Genomic DNA, 21,491 nt, shown 5'->3' on the forward strand with positions numbered 1-21,491 from the left:
AAAAATTGACTATTAAACAAAAACTTTATGCAATGTTTGCCGCTGTGTTGTTTTTGATGTTGGGGTTGGGGGTGTACGCTTCATTTTCATTAAAATCTCAAGCAACACAAACAGACATCATGTTAAATCTCACATTTGCTGATGCAAGTTTATATACATCACGATTGGCTCAAGCTGATTATATGATTCAGGAAAACCCTGATTTCACCAAAAAAGTATTGAGCGAAGCGCAAGAAGCAATTAGCACTTTGAATGCGGCTAAAAGCCAAATGGCAGTTGAGCAGAGTGTGACTCAAGTCAATACAATAAAACAGGGAATTAACGATTTCACGCAATTGTTTGAACGTTTCGTATCTGCTAAGAAAAAACAAATCAATGCGCGCGATGAGGTTAATCAAGCAGCTCATTCTGTCATCAATGGCATAGACGAGACGCTAAACAGTATTGAGCAATACTTTTCAACCAATCAATCCGATTTTTCGGAGTTTGGTCGTTTTTTAAAAGCCAAGCAAGTACGGGACGATTTTGCGGAAATTCGTGTCAATGTGTGGCGTTATAATACTGCGCCTACTCAGCAACTAGAGAGCGATATTTCTAATCAAATTAGCCAACTTAAAAGTAATGTTAATAGTTTAAAGAAAATAATGCTTGCAGCCAGTACACAAGCCTTACTCAATGACTTATTAGATGATATAACTCACTATTATCAAGTGTTTAAATCGACGGTTGCTACTTACGATGAATTAAATACTATTCAAGCTGAGATGTTACGTGTTGCTAACAGCGCTTCAGAGGCAGCATCAAAACTTGTTGAAGAAGAACAAGTGATTGCCAGTGAGCGAGAAAACGCCGTGCAGTTAATAATGGCTATAGTTGTGATGATTGCGTTTGCCATTGCGATTTCCGTTGGCTGGTGGATTATTCGCAGTATTATGGGGCCGTTAAATCTGTCTATTGATTTTGCATCTCATATAGCGAAGGGGGATCTGAGCCAAACTATTCAGGTTACAGGCAGCGATGAGTTTAGCCAGTTAAATAGCGCGTTAAGCGAATCGGCGAATGCGTTACGTAATGTTGTAGATCAAGTTGTTCAAGTCACCAAAGAAATAGAAGCATCAAGTTGTCAAATAACGAATTCAGTATCGGGCGCAACAGATTCTGTTTCTCAACAGCAACTCGAAACAGACATGGTCGCAACTGCTATAAACGAAATGGCTGCAGCCGCGTTACAAATTGCACAAAGTGCAAGTGGCGCCTCACAAACAAGCCACAATGCAGAAGAGGGCGTAGAACAGTCTAAAGCAGTGGTGGGTCAAACCGATGTTGCAATGAGTGAGCTTGCGGATGCGTTATTAAATGCGATGGAAGTAGTCACAAGCTTAAGCTCAAATACAGCTAACATTGAAGGGATATTAGATGTGATCCGCAATATAGCAGATCAAACCAATCTACTTGCCTTGAATGCAGCCATTGAAGCGGCCCGTGCCGGTGAGCAGGGGCGTGGTTTTGCCGTGGTTGCTGACGAGGTACGCACGCTGGCACAGCGCACTCAAGACTCTATTAGCGAGATCACCAACATTATCGAAGCAATCAAACTTGGTGCTGACAATGTCGTTGATGTTATGAAAACATCAAATGAAAAAGGGCAAATGGTTGCAGCTTTAACAAATGATTCGACCGCATCACTTGAGAAAATTGTGTATTCGATTAACGATATCGTTGAGGCCAACAATCAAGTTGCGGTAGGGGCTGAAGAGCAGTCATCTGTTGCCGCAGAAGTCGATGCGAATGTTGTGAAAATAAAGGCGCTTGCGGATGATAACGCATCGAGCTTAAGTGATATCAGCAAACAAACGCGACTACTGGAAAATCAAACACAAGCTATGGTTAAACTTATAAGTTTCTTTAAGGTTTAAGCCTACTAAAAATGGAGCAATGCTGGGTATCTCTAGCATTGCCCCAATTCAGCATATTTTAGCATAACAGCCCACACCCATTCGTTATTTACTTTTCGATATTTAAAGCCTTAAAACTAGCGCCCTTCATTCTAATCAGGGTAGACTATAAATCGGTACTGATACTAATCTGCAAAAATACTTAATCATTTTAGAGGGTTAATTTGACGCTCACTGCGTTAAAAGTTGTAGATTGCTCTTGCGTAGAAGTAGAACAATGCAGCAGTAATTGCCAGAACAACCCTATAAAAATTATAAAAAAGGGGCAAAAAATGTACACAGGAAAAAACACGTTTAGGCGCATGCTCGTAAAGTTAACATTGGGCGTATCTTTAATGACAATGTGTTTGAGTTTTAAATTATCAGCAAACGAAAACACATCCGTTACAGAGCAAAAGTCTCAAGCGATAAAAGAAATTGTTCAACAAAGTACTATTCCACAACTCATTCAAGCGATGAAAGCTAATCAGCTAACTTCAACTGAATTAACACAGTTTTTTATTCAGCAAGTAGAGACACTTAATCCGCAACTCAATGCAGTGATTGCAATGAATCCAAACGCTTTAGCTATTGCAAAGCAACTGGATGAAGAGTTAAGCAAAGGGAAAACACGTGGTCCTCTACACGGCATACCTCTGTTAATAAAAGATAACATTGAAACTAAAGAGATGGCGACAACGGCAGGCTCGTTGGCATTAAAAGATAACTTTACACATAGAGATGCGCCGATTATCGCCAAGCTTAGAAATGCAGGTGCCATTATTTTAGGTAAAACAAACTTAAGCGAATGGGCTAATATGCGTTCTGAGCGTTCATCGTCTGGGTGGAGTGCGATTGGTGGCCAAACACGTAATCCTCATGATTTAAATCGCTCTACATGTGGCTCTAGTTCTGGCTCTGGTGCAGCTGTTGCAGCATTTTTAAGCGTGGCAGCGATTGGCACTGAAACCAATGGCTCAATTACTTGTCCGTCTTCTGCAAATGGGATCGTTGGCATCAAGCCCACAGTGGGTTTGTTAAGTCGCACTGGTATTGTGCCAATTTCACATACGCAAGATACCGCAGGCCCTATGACGCGTTCGGTTATTGATGCAGCTATTTTACTTTCAGTGATGCAAGGTGTTGATGATAAAGACGCTGCAACAAAAATAGCCAAAGAGCGCATGAACGATGACTATATGCCTGAAACTTCAAAACATTCTCTAAAAGGAAAACGCTTAGGCGTGCTTTATGCTGCGCCACTCGCTCATGAGCACGTTGAGTTACTTTTCAATAAGACTAAAAAGGTACTTGAAAAAGAGGGAGCTGTATTAGTCGAAGGCTTATCGACAGAGCCTTATGCTAATTTTTATCAAGATAGCTATGATGTATTGCTGTATGAATTCAAAGCGACGTTAAACGACTACCTCGCTCAATTACCAAATGAGTACAATACACTGACACTGAAAAAATTAATCGAATTTAATCAAACACACGCAGCCCACGAAATGCCTTATTTCCAACAAGAGATCTTTGAGAAGTCTCAGAAAAAAGCCAAGTTAACTGACCCAAGTTACATAAAGGCATTGCAAAATGTTCACCAAGCGACCAGAGAAGACGGTCTAGATAAAATGCTCAAGGAGCATGACCTTGATGCCATTATTACCGTTACTCTAACCCCTGCTTGGTCAATAGATCGCATTAATGGCGATCACTTTACTGGCAGCTTTTCTAGTTATCCTGCTGTTTCGGGGTACCCTCACTTAACTCTGCCCATGGGGAAAGTGCATCATATGCCTGTTGGGCTATCAGTTACAGGTGGCTCATTAAGTGAGAAAGAATTAATAGCGATTGCTTATCGTATAGAGCAGTTAATTGGTTATAAATACTATTAGTTTGTAGAGTAGAGTATCCCTTGAAAACGACTTTTCAAGGGATACTTAAAGCGAGCGTATCTAGCTGCTATGACGCTGTTTAGGCACCTTGATTTTGAACAGCATAGTGTACAGAACAGGCACGACGATAAGCGTGAGTATTGTCGCAAAACCTAGACCAAACATAATGGTTACAGCCATTGATTGGAAGAACACATCAAATAACAGTGGGATCATCCCTAAAATGGTGGTGATTGCAGCCATAGCAACAGGACGAACACGACTCACGCCTGAATCGAATACCGCTTTGTATGGTTCTTTGCCACTATCTAGTTCAATATTTATTTGATCAACCAAGACGATACCATTTTTAATTAACATACCGCTTAAGCTGAGTAAGCCCAGTAGAGCCATAAAGCTAAAAGCCGCATTCATTAGCAATAAGCCTGCGCTCACACCAACAATGGCAAGCGGCACGGTTGCCCAAATGACGAGAGGCTGCTTCACTGAGTTGAATAACAATACAGTAATGGCAAACATAGCTAGATAGCCAAGCGGCAATGAGCCAAAGATTGCTTTTTGGGCGTCTGTTGATGATTCATATTCACCACCCCATTGCAGCTCATAACCACGTGGTAAATCAATAGCTTCTATATCTTTACGGACACGGGCGAACAGCTTGGCTGGGGTTTCATCGCCAATAACATCATGATCAGCCATGACTGTAATAGTTCGTTTGCGATCGCGACGCATGATGAGGCTGTCTTCCCACTCAACCACAAAGTCATCAACCACCTGTGTCACTGGCACAAATACACCTAGTACAGGGCTGTAAATTTGTAAGTCACGTAAGCTCTCAACGTTTAAACGCTCTTCCGCAGGTGAGCGAGCAATGATAGGTAGCATTTGTGTGCCATCTTTATAAACACCAACTTGCTTGCCTGATAAGCTGGTGAGTAGTAGCTGGTCTAGATCAGATTTGGCAATACCCAAGCGACGCGCTTTTTGCTCGTTAAACTGTGGGCGGATAAGTTTCGAACGTGCTCGCCAATCATCACGAATATTAAATGCACCTGCATCTTGATGCAGTATATCTTTAGCCTGCTTAGCCAATTGACGAAGTATGACAGGATCAGCACCCGAAAAACGCGCTTCAATTTTAGCATCAGTCGACGGGCCAATTTCCATGCGCTTAACCTTTAGTTGAGCGTCAAGCACATGTTTGTGTTGATAATCTCGCACCTTCTCGATCATGGTTGTAACGGCTTCTCGATCTGTTACGCGAATAATCAATTGCCCATAGGCTGGGTATGATTTTTCAGGTGCGTAGGTCAACATAAAGCGCGGCGCACCTTGGCCCACCGTGGTGGTGATTTCCTCAACTAGCGGGTCTGCTTGTAAGAATTTTTCAAGCTTAGCAACACCGTCTATCGTACTGCGTATATCAGTACCTTGTGTTTGCCAGTAATCAACATAAAACATCGGTGTGTTTGATGCTGGGAAGAATGATTGCTTTATAAATTTAAAACCAAACACCGCACTGACTAACATCACAACCATAACCAGAAGGGTGGTTTTCCGATAACGCATAGAGGTGTGAAGAACACTTTTATACACATTAAAAATCACGCCTTGGTAGGGGTCTTCGTCATGATGTGGTTCTTTCTCTTTCGCTTGTTTAAACATTAAATCAGCAAAGAAAGGAGTAAGTGTAATTGCGGTAATCCAACTAAGTAATAATGAAATAAAGAGCACCCAGAAAAGGCTTCCGGCAAATTCACCACTTGCATCTGAGCTTAAACCAATCGGAGCAAATGCAGTAATCGCAATAACCGTTGCACCTAACAAAGGCCATTTTGTTTGATTAACAATATTGGTTGCGGCTTGTAGTTTTGTTTGCCCGCGCTTTAGGTTGATGAGTATGCCTTCGGTGACAACAATTGCATTATCAACCAACATACCGAGCGCAATGATTAACGCACCCAGTGAAATACGCTGCAAATCGATGGCAAATAACTTCATGAATATGAAAGTACCCAGTACGGTCAAAAGCAAAATAACGCCAATTAACACACCACTTTTAAAGCCCATAAAGAGCAGCAGCACGACAATTACAATGGCAACAGCTTCAAGTAAGCTGATAATAAAGCCACTGACAGACTTTTCAACTTCAGCAGGTTGATTATATACACTGTTAATTTCCATACCATGGGGGCGTTGGTATTCTAGAGAAGCTAAGTGCTCATCAATGTTCATGCCTACATCAACAACGTTAACGCCTGAGCTGAAAGACACGCCTACCAATAAAGCCTGTTGTTGATTGTAGCGAATGATGTTGGTGGGGACTTCGGCATATTCACGAAACACGGTTGCTACATCACCTAGGTAAATAAGTTCGTTTTCACCTGGCTTTGAAATAAGCAGGCTTTCAAGCTCTTTAACATCCTTGAATTCACCCGTCGGGTGTAAACGAATTGATTCATCACCCACACGTACTTTACCCGCATTAGAGACGCTATTTTGAGTCTGTAACAGTTGGTAAATACGGTTTGGTGAAATACCCAGCTGGGCAAGTTTACGCGTAGAGATTTCAACCATTACTTGGGCTTGTTGCTCACCGCCTATGGTGACTTTGCTCACACCCTCGACCAGTACCAGTTCGCGCTTTAAATAATCAACGTAATCTTTGAGTTCATCATAAGAATAGCCGTCACCGGTTACGGCGTACATTACACCGTATACATCCCCAAAATCATCCATGATCTTGCTAGGGTATACCCCAGAAGGCATTGACGATGCTTGATCATTAATTTTTCGGCGCAGTTCATCCCAAATTTGACGTAGGTCTTGTTTGCGATAACTACTTTTCATCTCAACGGTTATTTGCGACTTACCAGGAGATGAAATACTTGTTACATAATCAACATAGGGGAGTTGTTGAATGGCATTTTCTATAGGAAAGGTGACCTCTTCTTCAACTTGCTGGGGAGATGCGCCTGGGTATACGGTGATCACCATCGCTTTTTTTAAAGTGAACTCAGGGTCTTCAAGTTGTCCTAAGCCAAAATAGGCCACTGTGCCACCAATTAGCAGAAACAGGGCAAACATCCAGCTTACGACTTTACGTTCAATGGCCAGTGCTGCAAAACTCATTATAAGCCTCGCTCTTTTTGCCATGGACGAACTTTCATACCTTCTTCTAAAAAGTGAACGCCTGCCGCGACAACTGTTTGGCCTTTTTCGATGCCTGAAAGTACTTCAATTCCATCGCGGTGTAATTGCCCGACTTTTACAGCTCGTTTATGTACTTGGCCGCTATTTTCATCAAAAACCCATACATAACTATTCTTTCCTTCAGGCTCTGTAGGCTCAGAGAATACCGCTTCAACTGGCAGTAATGTGTAGGCTGATTGTGAGCTAGTGATTTTGCTTAAATCAATATCTACACGACCTGTCATACCCGCAAGTAGGTTAAAATCTTCTGGTACAGGTAACGAAAATACTACTTTATAGGTTAGCGTAGTCGGGTCGGCTTGGGTATCAAACTCTTTTATTGTCAGCTGATAAGATTTATCTGGATAACCATCAAAGACGACTTCTGGCTGGTATTGCACGTCTTTATCTATACGAGCGATGAGCTTTTCAGGTATTTGAATGACCACATCCATTAAGTCGCGGGTTTCAAGTCGTAGAATATTTTGTTTAGCTTGGATATTCTCAAAGTTTTTCACAAATACTTTTGCGACAGTGCCTGCAAACGGAGCGCGTAATTCACTGTTATCTAGGTTGGTTTTGGCAATTTTCATTGCAGATTCTGCCACTTGTTTATTGGCAGTGGCTTGATCTAACTCTGACTGGCTGGCAATGGAGCGGTCAAATAATTTCTGTACACGTTCAAGTTGCGATTCAGCAAGTTCAAAACGTGCTTTACGCTCTTCATACTGAAGTTCGAAATCTTCTGGATCGAGTTTGGCTAAAAGCTCTCCTTTTTCAACATGTTGACCTGCAAGTGCTGGGAACTCAAGTAACTCTCCGTTAACTCTAAAAGCAAGATAAGAGCCTTGGTTAGCCACAACTTCAGCGGGGAAGCTGCGGATTGCTTGATCTGAGTTACTGTTTATATTGAAAAGTTTAACAGGGCGAACAACTTGTTCAACGTCACTTTGTGCTGCTTGCTCTGTACATGCCGTAAGTAACAAAAACACGCTGCTCATTAATACGGCGGATGCCAATCTCATTGTCTTCTCCATAGATATGAAAGCATAAATTTGATGCAGGATACGCTGCAAAGATATAAAATAAAAATTATTAAATTTTAGAAACATCATTAGTTTTTTTAATGGTTTTGGTGATTAATGAATTTAAATCAATTAACAATTTTAGATGCAATCGTGCAAAGCTCTAGTTTAAGCCAAGCAGCTGTGACATTACACAAAACACAACCTGCATTGACGCTTGCTATAAAGAAGCTTGAGTCAGAGCTTGGTTTTGAATTGTTAGACCGAAATCAGTATCGCTTATGTTTAACAGAGAAAGGGCGCATTTTTTATCGTGAAGCACGTCAATTACTCAATGCAAACAGTGAATTGGCTTCTTTAGCAAAAGAACTTGCGCTGGGTAATGAAGCCAGTTATAGAATTTGCTACGAGCAGCTGTGTCATCAGCATAGTTATAATCAAGTGATAAGCGAAACCTTTAAGTGCTTTGCAAGTACTGAGTTTAGTATTTCTTCAGGAAAACGATTTGTGTCTTTAGAACAAGTTAATAGCTTGCAGGCAGATTTAGGCATTGGGCCATGGTTTGATTTGTTTCATGCAACAGGGGACCTCGAAAGTTTACCGATAGGTAAGTTTGATATTGGTATAGTGAGTGCTCCTCATGTCGTGCCAAGAGAGATTAGTTTTGCCGAGATACAAAATTACCCATGTCTGGCTATGTTTGAAAGTGATCTGAGTTTTGACTCTGACAGGCTATCTTACAACCTTGGCTCGGCCTTAATGAAAATAGATGATATTACCAGTGTTAAGTCGTTTTTACTCTCGGGTGCTGGTTGGGCAATGATAAGTCTGCAACACTGTCAGGCTGAAATAGAATCAGGTTTGTTACAGCAAATAAAAATTACGGATAGAGAGCACCAATTTGGCGCAGAAATTCGCGTGTTTAGGCAACATTCAGTGCATCATGGTCCAGTTGCAAGATCAATTTGGCAAGCCTTTAGTGAGGTAAGTAAAGAATATACGGAGCAAGCCCATGCAACAGGCAACTAAAGAAGAGTTAATTTTTACAATAATAGCCTCTATCCCTTCAGGTAAAGTAGCAAGTTATGGGCAAGTTGCTACGCTTGCGGGTTACCCGCAAAATGCCAGATTGGTTGGCCGCTTATTAAAAGAAATGCCCAGTGATTCAATTATTCCATGGCATCGTGTTGTAAATAGCCAAGGTAAAATCTCTTTTCCAGAAGGGACAAGTAAACACCTTGAACAACGGCAAAAATTAATCAGAGAAGGGGTGAGCTTTAATAAAGCTAAAATCAATATGCGTTTACACCAATGGCATTAAAAAACATATAAACTGATTGATAAGTAGTGACATACACACCCAACAAGTACAAATACGTGCCAAATAGCATGACTATAGTGGCGTGTTTTAGCACTGTAGAAAAAAGTACCAAGACTGTAAGCAATGCCTCCTGCTAATAACCACCACAAAGCGCTGTGGTCTAAATTTAAGTACAGAGGGTAGACAAGGGCAAGGGCAAACCAACCCATTAATAAGTAGGTTGCGAGTGATACTTTTTTATTGCCATTTTTTACCGCTAATTTATAAATGACCCCGCCTATTGCTAAGCTCCAAATAAATACCAGTGCTGCAATTGCCCACATTCCCGATAATGATATGACGAGGTATGGCGTGTAAGTACCAGCAATTAGCAAATAAATAGCGCAATGATCACATTTTTTATAGATGGCACGCAAACGCGCTTTGGTACTTGCATGGTAAAGTGTTGATGCCATAAAAAGCACCAGTAAACTCGAACCATAAACAATCGCACTGACTGTTGCTGACACAGCTTTTGATTGCGAAATCAAATCCCACAGTACGTAAAAAGCAAATAACACGCCCAAGCTATGAGTGAGTACATTGAGTTGTTCTTCTTGACGCGAGTAAGGTAACTGAGCAGTCATAAACTCTCTAAAAGTGATTGTAAAAACAGTTTCAGTGTACAAGTGTACGCTGAAAATATCAACGTTTATTTTTTCGCTAATAGTTAGTCAAAAATATTAAACTAATTGGTTTTATTAACCATTGCTGAATAGGGTGGAAAAATAAAATTTACAAAAAATCATTAAAAATTAATGGGTTGAAAAATATTTTCATGCTGGCACAACCTTTGATTAAGTAGTTACGACTAATTACTTAAAGAGACAAGGAATATCATTATGAATAACTCACTTAAACTTACAACAGCTGCGTTACTTGTATTAGGGTCTACTCAAGCAAGTGCGACTGACTTTGAATTAGATATTAGTAACACAATTACTCAATCGCTAAAAAGTTATGTTCAACAAGCGAGTAATGAGCTTAAACAAAATGTGACAAACAGTATTGAATTTGATGCTCAGCAATTACTCAATGAATACATAAGCGAAGAGGTTGTTAAGGAAAATGACAAATCAACCGTTATTGCTAAAGCACCTGTTGTAGAAAATAAGCAGTAAGGAAACATCTAATGAGTAGTGAAATCAGTTTATTTTTACTTATGGTTGCACCCGTTTTGAGTTTACTGAGTGCGTACGCGTCAATCGAATTATTTAGAAACGTTGCACAATGGTTCAACTTTTAATTTACTGGGCATAAATGAAGATTTCATGAAATATTGATCGGCAAATGAAAAGCGCACGTAATTAGAGGCATGTGGTATTTTAAATAGTAGACTTTATGAAGCGTGCGATTTTTCCCCTACCGGTTTTTATTCTTCCAGAAGGGGCGACTAAACTTAGAATATTTGAGCAACGTTATCTTGATATGGTTAAAGAAGCCGCGAAAGATAATACGGGATTTGTGCTATGTACTTACCAGCACGACACTGAGTTCAACTTGCCTAATCTAGGTTGCTTGATGCAAATAAATGACTTTAATCAAGACGACAGCGGTCAGCTCTTGATAGATGTTTATGCACAAGCTGCTGTCACAATCCACAATCCATTTCAAGACAAAAATATGCTGCGTTACGCTGATGTAGAAGCAGTAATTGAGCCTGTTTGGTATAAAAAAATACCTTTGGATCAGAACAATGCTTTATTAAGCGAGACGCTTCGTTCAGTGTTTGCTAGTCAGCCTGACTTGTCTGCACTTTATCCAACACCGCAATACGATGATTTGGCGTGGGTTGCTGCGCGTTGGCTCGAAATTCTACCTATTTCACTAGTTAAAAAACAACAACTTGCCTTTGAATCTAACTTTGAAAACTTACTCACTTTCCTCCATACTCTAATTAACACAGAATTTACTGATTAATATGATCCGAACCATGTCTGAATGCGTATTGCATCTTACGACAATAATTGGATGACATTAAAATGGTAAGTCAACAACTTCAAACAGGTTGTAAACCTAAAACAGGTCAATTTACTGCCATGCCAGAGACACCGAGCAAAGAGCTTGCTAATTCGCTATTCGCTGTTGCCACTTCCCGTGACAAGCGTGCATTTGCTTTTCTTTTCCAATATTTTTCGCCCAAAATAAAGCGTTTTGGAATCAAACAGTTTGGTTCTGAGGCTCAAGCAATGGAATTGGTACAGGAAACGCTCACTTCGGTTTGGAGAAAGGCACACTTATACCATCCTGAAAAAGGTGCTGCGACAACGTGGGTATACACTGTGATGCGAAATGCATCTTTCGATATGCTCAGAAAAATGAAAAGCAGCAAAGAAGAGTGTATAAGTGAAGATATCTGGCCGCTCATTGATGAAGCTGAGCCTGGGCAGCACGAGTTCAGCGATCATCTTGAAGATAAGCAAATTAAACAATATCTAGACCGTTTACCACAAGCCCAACGTGAAGTGGTACGCGGCGTTTATTTTCAAGATATGTCACAAGAGCAACTTGCAGAGCATTTAAACATTCCCGTAGGTACAGTGAAGTCTCGACTTCGTCTAGCCTTGCAGAAGTTACGCAACGAAATGGGAGAGCAACATGATTAAGCATCACCCGAGCAACGAATTATTAGTGCAATTTAGTGAGGGCAATTTGCCGGCTACGCTAAGTGTCGCGGTTGCTATTCATGTTGAGATGTGTCCTGTATGTCAAAAGCAACTCGCTACACTTGAAGCTAAAAATGCAAACACTGCATTTGAAGACGTAGTTAACGACGATGATATTTGCTTTGACCAGCTTATGTTCGACAACATCACCTCGGATGAGAGTATTGATGAAGTATATGATCAACCGGCTATCAAAGTAGAGGTTAAGGGAAAAGAGTACACCTTACCAAGGGCGCTAACTCGCATTGGGCACAGTAGCTTTATGCAAATAGGTAAACTAGCACGTTCACGAATTGCATTGGATGATGGGGCGCTCAGAGCCAGTCTTTTACATATCGATGCCGGTGGTGAAATTCCGGACCACACTCACACAGGTTTTGAGCTAACCTTATTACTTGATGGTGAGTTTAGTGATGAAGATGGCAGTTATGTCCCAGGGGATTTTATGATGCTGGATGGACGCCATAACCATACACCAAAAACAACTGAAGGGTGTTTGTGTTTTACAGTGGTTAGTAGTGCGCTGCATTTTAACAAAGGTATTAGCAAATTACTTAACCCAATTGGTAATTTAATTTATTAGGGATCCTATGCTGCAATCAACAATTAAAATAGGTATTAGTGCCTGTCTTGCTGGCGATAAAGTTCGTTTTGATAGTGGTCATAAAAAATCTAACTTCTGTATGGACGAGCTCGCTAACCATGTTGAGTATAAGAAGTTTTGTCCTGAAGTTGCTGTGGGATTACCAATCCCACGACCAACCATCCGCCAAGTGAGAGTGGGTGACACAATTAAAGTTTGTCGCCCTGACGGCACGGGGGATGTAGGACCAAAACTTACAGAATACGGAAAGCGAGTTGCTACGGAGCAAACAGCTGAGTTAAGCGGTTTTGTTTTTTGCGCCAAAAGCCCCAGCTGTGGTATGGAGCGTATCAAAATTTACAACGAACAAGGCACAGGTAACACCTCTGAAGGTGTGGGCTTTTTTGCTGAGCAAATAATGGCCCATAATCCACTATTGCCATGTGAAGAGAACGGGCGCTTGAACGACATGCATTTACGAGAGAATTTCGTTATGCGTGTATACACTTACAAACATTGGCAAACCCTTAATGAACAACCTTTAACCGTGCATCGTTTGACCCAATTTCATGCTCAGTATAAGTATCTTTTGATGGCTCACAACTACGAAGCATACCGTAATTTAGGCAATTTACTGGGCACATTTGATGGTCATGATATTCAAGCATTAGCAAGTGATTATATTTTTGGTTTGATGACTGCTTTGAAAAAGCCTGCTTCTCGCAAAAATAATGCGAACACGCTTATGCACTTGCAAGGTTATTTTAAAAAGTCACTCTCTAAGATTGAAAAGCAAGAGTTACGCGATGCGATAGACGAATATCGGCAAGGGTTGGTGCCACTGTATGTGCCATTAACGCTGATAAAGCATCACCTCAAAGTTCATCCAAATGAATACCTAAGTCAACAAGTGTACTTAGACCCTTATCCGAACGAACTTAAACTACGCTACGGAATTTAATGAACACACTATTCTGGTTTAGGCGCGATTTGCGCCTTTTTAATAACGACGCTCTGTATCAAGCGATCGAGAATGGCTGCCAACATGCTGTATTTTTTATAACTGAAAAGCAGTGGCAGGCTCATGATGTCGCAGATATTCAGCTAGATTTATTAAAACGCAGGCTTGCTTTTTTAGGCCAGTTATTAGCAAGTAAAGGTATAAAGTTGCATCTCATTGATGCTGGAGACTATACCGGTTGCGTTGACAAACTAGCCGATTTTTGCGAAGAAAATGCAGTAAAAAATGTTTACGTTAATAACGAGTATGAGCTAAATGAAGTTGAGCGCGATCGTGCCTTTGTAGATAAAGCCGACAGCCTAGGAGTTTCATTTTATACTTACGATGGTGATGTTATTGCCCCCCCAGGTAGTATCGAAAATCAAAGTGGTGAGATGTTTAAGGTCTTTACTCCATTTAAAAATGCATGGCTCAAAGAGTATCAAGACAGACACTTCTACTTTGCTGAGCCGCCTAAGATGCATGACAAAATCGAGTGGCAAGAAAGTAAATTACTCACATCAGATGGAAGCTCACAAAAGTGGCCCGTTGATGATGAGACCTTAAGTCATGTCTGTGCCCGCTTCATAGATGAAAAGCTTGCCTCTTATCAAGAGCAGCGAGATATCCCAAGCATTAAAGGTACATCAGGTCTGAGTCCTTATTTAGCGTTAGGTATTATTAGTGTTCATCAGCTTCTTGCGCTGATTCAACAGCGTCACCCTGATATATTAAAAAGTGCGAAAAGCAATTTGTTTTGCTGGGTCAATGAGTTAATTTGGCGAGAATTTTACCGACACCTAATATCGGTTTTTCCACGCCTAAGCAAGTACGCAAACTTTAACGACAAATATAATGCGGTTAAGTGGCGTAACGACGACAGTGACTTTAAAGCATGGTGCGAGGGGAAAACGGGTTATCCTCTTGTTGATGCTGCAATGCGCCAGTTAGTGCAAACAGGTTGGATGCATAACCGCTTACGTATGGTGGTTGCAAGCTTTTTAACAAAGCACCTACTTATTGATTGGCGAAAGGGTGAGCGCTTTTTCATGAAGCACTTGATTGATGGTGATTTGGCTTCAAATAATGGCGGCTGGCAGTGGGCAGCAAGCACAGGGTGTGACGCACAACCTTATTTCCGTATTTTTAATCCCATTACTCAAAGTGAGCGTTTTGATCCAGATGGTGAATTTATCCGTAAATATTTACCAGAGCTGGAAAAAATACCTGCGAAACAAATCCACTTTCCTCATGATTATTTAGCTAAGCAAGGAAAGTCTAGCAGTTATTGGCCAGCAATTGTTGATCATAAAGCAGCACGAGAACGTGCACTAAACGCATTTAAGGTGTGATATGGACAAGGTGACTCTCGATAGGTTTATTGAAATTTACCAATCACTGAACAAAAACAACTTGCAGCTACTTGATGATATTTATCACCCAAGTATCCAATTTATTGATCCACTGCATACCGTGAACGGTCTTGAGTCACTTCATCATTACTTTGAAAACTTATACGCTAATGTGTTGTCTTGCCAGTTTTCGATAAAAGACACTGAAAGTAGCAACAACAAAGCCTTTATCTATTGGACGATGCATTATCGCCACCCAAAACTAAATAATGGCAAAAGCATTGCCGTTGAGGGGCACAGCCGTTTAGTTTTTGAGGGAGATAAAATAGTTCATCATCAGGACTACTTTGATGTAGGCGCACTTCTGTATAGGCATATTCCGCTTCTTGGTACGGCAATACGTTATATTGATAAAAGGACAAGTGCATAATGACTACTTTAATTACAGGAGCAACCTCAGGGATTGGTGAAGCACTTGCTAGGCTATATGCAGAGCAGGGTGAAAACGTTATTGCCTGTGGTAGAAATACAGAGAAGCTTGCTGAGCTGAGTAAACATAGCCACATCGAAAGCTGTCAATTTGATGCCACAAACTTACAGGATATACGTTCCAGTACAGTTGCTTACAATGAGTTTGACCGCGTTATTTTAAACGCAGGTAATTGTGAATATATTGATGATGCACGCAACTTCGACAGCAGCTTGTTTGAGCGTGTTGTTACCACCAACTTACTTAGCATGGGGTATTGTTTAGAGGCATTGCTGCCAAGAATTAAATCTGGTGGTCAGCTTGTTATTGTAAGTTCCAGTGTGACATATCTTCCTTTGCCACGAAGTCAAGCATATGGAGCTTCTAAAGCCGGAGTGAGTTATCTGGCAAATAGCCTCGCGGTGGATTTAACTGATGTGGATGTCACTCTTGTTCACCCTGGGTTTGTGAAAACACCATTAACAGATAAAAACGACTTCCCGATGCCTATGGCTGTAACGGCTGAACAGGCTGCGAACTATATTTACAAAGGGGTTAAGAAAAGGCGCAAAGAAGTGCACTTCCCCCATCGTTTTACCTTCATTTTAAAATTTTTAAGAATGCTTCCTATGCCATTATGGTTGAAGCTTGCAAAAGGATTATCACGTTGAAAAAAGTGGCTGTAATTGGGTCTGGCATAGCAGGATTAAGCTGCGCACACCTACTGCACAAACATTATGATGTAACTGTATTTGAAAAAAACGATTACATAGGCGGCCATACTGCAACCATTGACGTTAATCTTGGTGGCGTTGAATATGCTGTTGATACGGGGTTTATTGTATTTAACGATAGAACATACCCGTATTTTGAGAAGTTATTAGACCGTTTAGGTGTCGACCGCCAAAAAACGCAAATGAGCTTTAGTGTACACAATGAAGGCACAGGTTTTGAATATAATGGTCATACCTTTTTCAGTTTATTTGCTCAAAAGCGCAACATTTTCCGCCCTAAATTTTGGAAGTTATTGAAAGATATTGTGCGCTTCAATGATGTCTGTAAAGCGCTGCATGCAAAACAAAGGTATACAGAAAATCAAACGCTGGGCGAGCTGTTAGACGAGCACAATTTTAATGAGTTTTTCCGCTTCCATTATATTTTACCGATGGGCGCGGCTATTTGGTCGACTAGCATAAAAGAGATGACCCAAGTCGGCGTTGAGTTTTTTGTTAAGTTCTTCTATAACCATGGTTTATTGGACATTACTAATCGCCCACAGTGGTACGTAATACCAGGTGGATCGCGCGAGTACATTAAACCTATGATACAAGGTTTTGCGGATAAAATTCGTTTGAATAGCAACATTAGCTCGGTTTCACGTACTGAAGACTGTGCTCATATTCATTTTGACGATGGTCATACTGAAACCTTTGATAAAGTGGTGTTTGCCTGTCATTCAGATCAAGCCCTCAAATTATTACTAGACCCAAGTGAAGATGAAAAAGCAGTGCTTGCTGCAATGCCATACACAGCCAATTCAGTGGTGCTACATACCGACACTGCGCTCTTACCTAAACGTAAAGCTGCTTGGGCCAGTTGGAATTACTTACTGAATGACAACACGGATAAAGCGGCTGTAGTAACATATCAAATGAATATTTTACAGGGTATCAAAAGTGATACGCAATTTTGTGTCACGTTGAACCACCGGGAAGGGATCAGTAAAGATAAAATTCTCAGAGAGTTTACATATCATCACCCTGTTTTTAATAAACAATCTATTGCGGCTCAAAAGCAAAAGTCACTCATAGACGGAAAGAATAACAGTTATTTTTGTGGTGCTTATTGGTATAACGGCTTCCATGAAGATGGTGTTAGAAGTGCCGTTAATGTCGCACAGCAACTCGGGGTTGAGTTTGAATAGCGCAATTTATGTCGGTGATATTCGCCACCGACGATTTGCGGTGAAGGAGCACCACTTCAAATACCCACTTTATATGATGTGGGTTGATTTATCACGGCCTGAAGAATTGAACGGTATTCATCCTTGGCTTGGCTGTGATGGTTTTAAAGCGCTGAAGTTCAATCAAAGCGACTATTTTAACTATCAAACTGACATGCAATTACCTGTAAAACAGCGCGCACTCGATAAAATCGCACAGCTCGGCGTCACGCAAACATTCAGTCATGTTTTCATGCTTGGGCAAATGCGCTGTTTCGGCATTTATTTTAGCCCTGTAAACTTTTTCTTTTATCAGACACCGAATGGCGAATTTAGCCACATGCTTGCTGAGGTGAGTAATACCCCTTGGAATGAACGTCATTATTATGTCGTACCCCTGCAAAAAAAAGTGAACTTTAAAAAGGTTTTCTCCGTATCACCTTTCATGAACTTAGATATGAACTATTATTGGAGTGTCAGACAAAATTCTGATAACACTATGATTCATATTGAAAATAAAAAAGACGAAAAACTCTTGTTTGACGCAACATTGAGACTGCAAAGGCAGCCGCTTACTAAACAACAAGTAAGTGCTGTACTTAAACGTTTCCCAGCGATGACCCTCAGTATTTTCAAGGGGATTTATTTTCATGCGCTGAAGTTGTTCTGTAAACGTGTGCCTTTTATTGGTCACTCGGGCAAGCAAGAGAAACAAACTAGGTGATGTGATGGAAAAGGTATCAAACTTAACACAGACTCATACAGCGAGTTGGTTAACAAAAATCTACAAAAAGCTTGTAACCGGTGCTTTTAATAGCATCAATATTGGTTGCATCACACTTGTTGAAGAAAATGAACGTATTCAATTCGGCAACCCAAGTAGCTCTTTAAACGTGACAGTGACTGTTAAAGACCCTGCAATGTATAAGCTGTTTGCATTATCTGGTAGTGTGGGGGCCGGAGAAGCGTATATTCTAGGTTATTGGGAGTGCGATAATCTAACGCAGCTGATTGAAATATTTGCATTAAATCAAGATCAGCTTGACGCGTTTGAGAAAAAATTTGCCTTTTTAAGTGGCTTAGCGCATCGCATTAATCATTTAAAAAATAAAAACTCGTCACGAGGTTCTAAAAAGAACATTGCTGCTCATTATGACTTAGGCAATGATTTGTATAGCTCTTTTCTAAGTGACGAAATGCTATATTCTTGTGCAGTCTATCCATCGCAAACAGCAACACTAGAGCAAGCTCAGTCGCACAAGCTAGCGCTTATTTGCGAGCAAGTTGATTTGCAGGCGGGCGACAAGGTAATTGAAATTGGTACAGGGTGGGGGGCTTTCGCAATATACGCTGCCACTCATTATGATTGCCATGTTACAACTACGACGATTTCTGATGAACAACACGCTTATGTAGCTGAGAAAATTCGACAGCTAAACTTAGAAAGTAAAATAACCTTACTCAAACAAGATTACCGTTTGCTTGAAGGGCGTTACGATAAGCTTGTCTCCATAGAAATGATTGAAGCAGTGGGTCATGAGTATTTACCTGGCTTTTTTGCTAAGTGTCAGTCGCTGTTAAAAGAAAATGGCGCTATGCTAATTCAAGCGATTACCATTGCCGACCAGCGTTATAAACATTACCTAAAAAATTCTGACTTCATTCAGCAGTACATCTTCCCAGGTGGCTGTTTGCCGTGTTTAGACGAGATGAACAAACAAATAAAACTGAAAACGGACATGGTCGTACACAGTGTAAAAGATATAGGTGTGCATTATGCTAGAACCCTTGCCGATTGGCGTGAACGTTTTATTGCTAGTTGGCCTGAAATCGATAAAGTAAAGTTCGATCAACGCTTCTATCGTTTGTGGTTATTTTATCTTGCTTACTGCGAGGGGGCTTTTAGAACGCGTGCAATAAGCACGGTTCATCTTGTTGCCCGCAGACCGCGATTTGTGCATTCTGGCGATGACATTGCGCTCAATTATTAATTTTGCCTTGTTCCAAGGGGTTTGGTTTATGGCCTTACTCCTTGAACAAAAGTCTATTTTACCGGCCCTCGTTTGTGTTGCGTTGATGATGTATCTGTCATTGCAACGAAGACAAGATGTTTTTTTACTGGTTTTTGCTCTACCTATTGCGCTGACTTTTGAATGGCTGGCTACAGCACTTAATTTGCTGAGTTTTAAAGAGGCTCCATTTCCTTTTTGGCTGGTGGTACTTTGGTCTGCGTTACTGCTTACCGTCAATACTTCAATGCAATTTTTGCAAAAGCTTCCTTGGTACTTAGCATGGTTACTTTGCGCTGTATTTGCACCTGCTAGTTACTTTGCAGGGGCACGTTTTGAAGTATTAAACATCGAGTTACCCTTGTGGCAGTTTTGGATTATGTATGGCGCAGGTTGGGCGTCAATGTTTCTAGCTATTCTGATCTTAAATAACAGAATGCTTGCCAAGAAATGATCAACTTTTACGCTTAAATCGTAGTGTCTACAAACTGACTTTTAGGCAAGCAATTATGAAGTTAATACATTTGATGCTTTTTTCCATCTCGTTGACTTTGTCAGCATATGCCAGTGCTAACGGATTTAAGACCGTTGGCGAAGCAAAAATGGAATATTTATTCTGGGATGTATACAACGCGAAACTAGAAACTCCAACAGGAAGCTATGAGTTTGGTGAACATCCGGTGAAATTAACACTTACTTATCTGCGCAATTTTGACGCAAAAGACATCGTAAAAGCGACCAACGAGCAATGGCAGCATCTAGGTTTGGTGGATATGGTTAATGCGTATGACGAACAATTGTTAGCGCTTTGGCCAAATATCAAAAAAAACGACTCTTTGTCATTCGAAACGAATACACAAGGGATAGGTACTTTTTACTTCAATAACGACAAGCTTGGTGTCGTTGAAGATAAGCAGTTTGCAGACCATTTTTTAGCAATTTGGCTCAGTAGCGATACCTCAGAGCCTTCACTTCGAAAACAGCTTATTGGAGGGAAACATGATTAAGCTCAAAGTAACCTTTATTTTTGCCATGGTAATGTTAGTCACCAGTTGTTCTGCGCCTGATGTTGATTATTACCAAGGAACAGAGCCACAGTTTGATTTTAAACGCTTCTTTAATGGCGAATTGAAAGCCTATGGTGTTGTCCAAGACCATAAAGGCGAGCTAACACGTAAGTTAGTGGTGGATATGCAAGCGAGCTGGCAAGGCAATCAGGGCATTATTGATGAACAGTTCGTCTATGATGACGGTGAAACGCAAACTCGCACTTGGAATATCACCCTAAAAGAGGATGGCAGCATTGAGGGAACGGCATCAGATGTTGTTGGTACAGCCTACGGTGACAGCAATGGCAGTGTTTTTCATTGGACCTACTCGGTAGAATTACCTTATGATGGTAGTACTTTAGTAGTGAATTTTGATGATTGGATGTATTTGGTAACACAATCACGCTTGATTAACCGTACTGCTATTGATAAGTTTGGCATCGAGGTCGGGGAAGTGACCTTGGTTATCGAGAAAATCGAACGATAGTTTAATTGTCTCTAAACCATTTGAAAGATGGTTAAATTCAGTCTTTATTAACCCTGAAGTCACTAGATTAGTGACAGATAGTTAAAATGTAGTCATTTTTGAAGAATTTACGTAAAAATAGCAATTTGCTGTTGCTAACTTTTCAAAAATACATAAAGATAGGTTTTGCGAAGGCAAAATAATAACGAATAGGAATCTAACAATGAATAAAGCTCAATTAGTTGAAAAAATTGCTACTGATGCAGAAATCTCAAAAGCGGCAGCAACACGTGCGCTTGATGCGTTCACTGGCGCGGTTACTAACTCTCTTAAAGAAGGTAACTCAGTAGCATTAGTTGGTTTCGGTACATTCTCAGTAAAAGAACGTGCAGCGCGTACTGGCCGTAACCCACAAACTGGTGCAGAAATTCAAATCGCAGCAGCAACTATCCCAAGCTTTAAAGCGGGTAAAGGTCTTAAAGATCAAGTTAATCCTTAATAAGACTGATTGCTTATTATTAAAAAAAGGGCTTACTAGCCCTTTTTTTG

The 21,491-nt window shown here is 40.7% G+C and carries 22 protein-coding genes; 19 read left to right on the top strand and 3 right to left on the bottom strand.

What is annotated here, in order from left to right; all coding sequences use genetic code 11:
• Positions 1 to 5 precede the first annotated feature (5 nt).
• Complete coding sequence (locus tag L0Z67_RS18565) at positions 6 to 1,916, top strand: methyl-accepting chemotaxis protein (protein WP_392353789.1); 1,911 nt, start codon at positions 6 to 8, stop codon at positions 1,914 to 1,916.
• Positions 1,917 to 2,227: 311 nt separating this feature from the next.
• Positions 2,228 to 3,829, top strand: a complete 1,602-nt coding sequence (locus L0Z67_RS18570) for an amidase (RefSeq protein WP_237127378.1) — start codon at positions 2,228 to 2,230, stop codon at positions 3,827 to 3,829.
• 60 nt (positions 3,830 to 3,889) lie between these two features.
• On the opposite strand, the gene L0Z67_RS18575 is transcribed toward L0Z67_RS18570, so the two are convergent.
• Both L0Z67_RS18575 and L0Z67_RS18580 read right to left on the bottom strand, forming a co-directional pair.
• Positions 3,890 to 6,961, bottom strand: a complete 3,072-nt coding sequence (locus tag L0Z67_RS18575) for an efflux RND transporter permease subunit (protein ID WP_237127379.1) — start codon at positions 6,959 to 6,961, stop codon at positions 3,890 to 3,892.
• Positions 6,961 to 8,046 (bottom strand): efflux RND transporter periplasmic adaptor subunit, encoded by a 1,086-nt coding sequence (locus tag L0Z67_RS18580; protein ID WP_062568127.1) that lies wholly within the window; start codon positions 8,044 to 8,046, stop codon positions 6,961 to 6,963. Before L0Z67_RS18580 ends, L0Z67_RS18575 begins: the two co-directional genes overlap by 1 nt.
• Positions 8,047 to 8,163: 117 nt before the next feature.
• Here L0Z67_RS18580 and L0Z67_RS18585 point away from each other — a divergent pair, with 117 nt between their 5' ends.
• A complete protein-coding gene (locus L0Z67_RS18585; protein WP_062568126.1) occupies positions 8,164 to 9,075 on the top strand; it encodes a LysR family transcriptional regulator in 912 nt (303 codons plus the stop codon).
• Complete coding sequence (locus L0Z67_RS18590; RefSeq protein WP_392353792.1) at positions 9,059 to 9,367, top strand: MGMT family protein; 309 nt, start codon at positions 9,059 to 9,061, stop codon at positions 9,365 to 9,367. Before L0Z67_RS18585 ends, L0Z67_RS18590 begins: the two co-directional genes overlap by 17 nt.
• Here the strand turns inward: L0Z67_RS18590 and L0Z67_RS18595 are convergent.
• Positions 9,364 to 9,993, bottom strand: a complete 630-nt coding sequence (locus L0Z67_RS18595) for a hemolysin III family protein (RefSeq protein WP_392353794.1) — start codon at positions 9,991 to 9,993, stop codon at positions 9,364 to 9,366. The two genes, L0Z67_RS18590 and L0Z67_RS18595, sit on opposite strands and share 4 nt — an antisense overlap.
• Positions 9,994 to 10,248: 255 nt before the next feature.
• On the opposite strand from L0Z67_RS18595, the gene L0Z67_RS18600 reads away from it, so the two are divergent.
• From L0Z67_RS18600 to L0Z67_RS18670, 15 genes are all read left to right on the top strand, one after another.
• Positions 10,249 to 10,527, top strand: coding sequence for a hypothetical protein (locus L0Z67_RS18600; RefSeq protein WP_392353796.1), 279 nt, complete (start codon positions 10,249 to 10,251; stop codon positions 10,525 to 10,527).
• A 220-nt stretch (positions 10,528 to 10,747) separates the two neighbouring features.
• Positions 10,748 to 11,326, top strand: a complete 579-nt coding sequence (locus tag L0Z67_RS18605) for an LON peptidase substrate-binding domain-containing protein (RefSeq protein ID WP_062568122.1) — start codon at positions 10,748 to 10,750, stop codon at positions 11,324 to 11,326.
• Between the two features lie 62 nt (positions 11,327 to 11,388).
• Positions 11,389 to 12,012, top strand: coding sequence for a sigma-70 family RNA polymerase sigma factor (locus L0Z67_RS18610; RefSeq protein ID WP_062568121.1), 624 nt, complete (start codon positions 11,389 to 11,391; stop codon positions 12,010 to 12,012).
• Positions 12,005 to 12,655, top strand: a complete 651-nt coding sequence (locus L0Z67_RS18615; RefSeq protein ID WP_062568120.1) for a ChrR family anti-sigma-E factor — start codon at positions 12,005 to 12,007, stop codon at positions 12,653 to 12,655. Before L0Z67_RS18610 ends, L0Z67_RS18615 begins: the two co-directional genes overlap by 8 nt.
• Positions 12,656 to 12,662: 7 nt before the next feature.
• A complete protein-coding gene (locus L0Z67_RS18620; protein WP_062568119.1) occupies positions 12,663 to 13,616 on the top strand; it encodes a DUF523 and DUF1722 domain-containing protein in 954 nt (317 codons plus the stop codon).
• Positions 13,616 to 15,007 carry a deoxyribodipyrimidine photo-lyase gene (phrB, locus tag L0Z67_RS18625; protein ID WP_392353800.1) on the top strand — a complete coding sequence of 464 codons (1,392 nt, stop codon included), beginning with the start codon at positions 13,616 to 13,618 and terminating at the stop codon, positions 15,005 to 15,007. Before L0Z67_RS18620 ends, phrB begins: the two co-directional genes overlap by 1 nt.
• Before the next feature lies 1 nt (position 15,008).
• On the top strand, positions 15,009 to 15,437 hold the full coding sequence (locus tag L0Z67_RS18630) for a nuclear transport factor 2 family protein (RefSeq protein ID WP_062568117.1): 429 nt from the start codon (positions 15,009 to 15,011) through the stop codon (positions 15,435 to 15,437).
• Positions 15,437 to 16,147, top strand: coding sequence for an SDR family NAD(P)-dependent oxidoreductase (locus tag L0Z67_RS18635; protein ID WP_062568116.1), 711 nt, complete (start codon positions 15,437 to 15,439; stop codon positions 16,145 to 16,147). The genes L0Z67_RS18630 and L0Z67_RS18635 overlap by 1 nt, the downstream gene beginning before the upstream one ends.
• Complete coding sequence (locus tag L0Z67_RS18640) at positions 16,144 to 17,400, top strand: NAD(P)/FAD-dependent oxidoreductase (RefSeq protein WP_392353802.1); 1,257 nt, start codon at positions 16,144 to 16,146, stop codon at positions 17,398 to 17,400. The genes L0Z67_RS18635 and L0Z67_RS18640 overlap by 4 nt, the downstream gene beginning before the upstream one ends.
• The gene (locus L0Z67_RS18645; RefSeq protein ID WP_062568114.1) at positions 17,393 to 18,142 is read left to right on the top strand and encodes a DUF1365 domain-containing protein; all 750 of its coding nucleotides are present in this window, start codon (positions 17,393 to 17,395) and stop codon (positions 18,140 to 18,142) included. Before L0Z67_RS18640 ends, L0Z67_RS18645 begins: the two co-directional genes overlap by 8 nt.
• A gap of 4 nt (positions 18,143 to 18,146) precedes the next feature.
• Positions 18,147 to 19,409, top strand: a complete 1,263-nt coding sequence (locus L0Z67_RS18650; RefSeq protein ID WP_392353804.1) for a class I SAM-dependent methyltransferase — start codon at positions 18,147 to 18,149, stop codon at positions 19,407 to 19,409.
• Positions 19,410 to 19,437: 28 nt separating this feature from the next.
• A complete protein-coding gene (locus L0Z67_RS18655) occupies positions 19,438 to 19,881 on the top strand; it encodes a DUF2878 domain-containing protein (protein WP_405128750.1) in 444 nt (147 codons plus the stop codon).
• Between the two features lie 55 nt (positions 19,882 to 19,936).
• On the top strand, positions 19,937 to 20,434 hold the full coding sequence (locus L0Z67_RS18660) for a chalcone isomerase family protein (RefSeq protein ID WP_062568111.1): 498 nt from the start codon (positions 19,937 to 19,939) through the stop codon (positions 20,432 to 20,434).
• Positions 20,427 to 20,963 carry a DUF3833 domain-containing protein gene (locus L0Z67_RS18665; protein ID WP_392353806.1) on the top strand — a complete coding sequence of 179 codons (537 nt, stop codon included), beginning with the start codon at positions 20,427 to 20,429 and terminating at the stop codon, positions 20,961 to 20,963. Before L0Z67_RS18660 ends, L0Z67_RS18665 begins: the two co-directional genes overlap by 8 nt.
• A gap of 202 nt (positions 20,964 to 21,165) precedes the next feature.
• Positions 21,166 to 21,441: an HU family DNA-binding protein gene (locus tag L0Z67_RS18670; RefSeq protein WP_036972004.1), complete on the top strand. Its 276-nt coding sequence runs from the start codon at positions 21,166 to 21,168 to the stop codon at positions 21,439 to 21,441.
• Positions 21,442 to 21,491 lie beyond the last annotated feature (50 nt).

The sequence above is a fragment of the Pseudoalteromonas sp. PB2-1 genome, assembly GCF_045040605.1.
Lineage (GTDB): Bacteria > Pseudomonadota > Gammaproteobacteria > Enterobacterales > Alteromonadaceae > Pseudoalteromonas > Pseudoalteromonas arabiensis.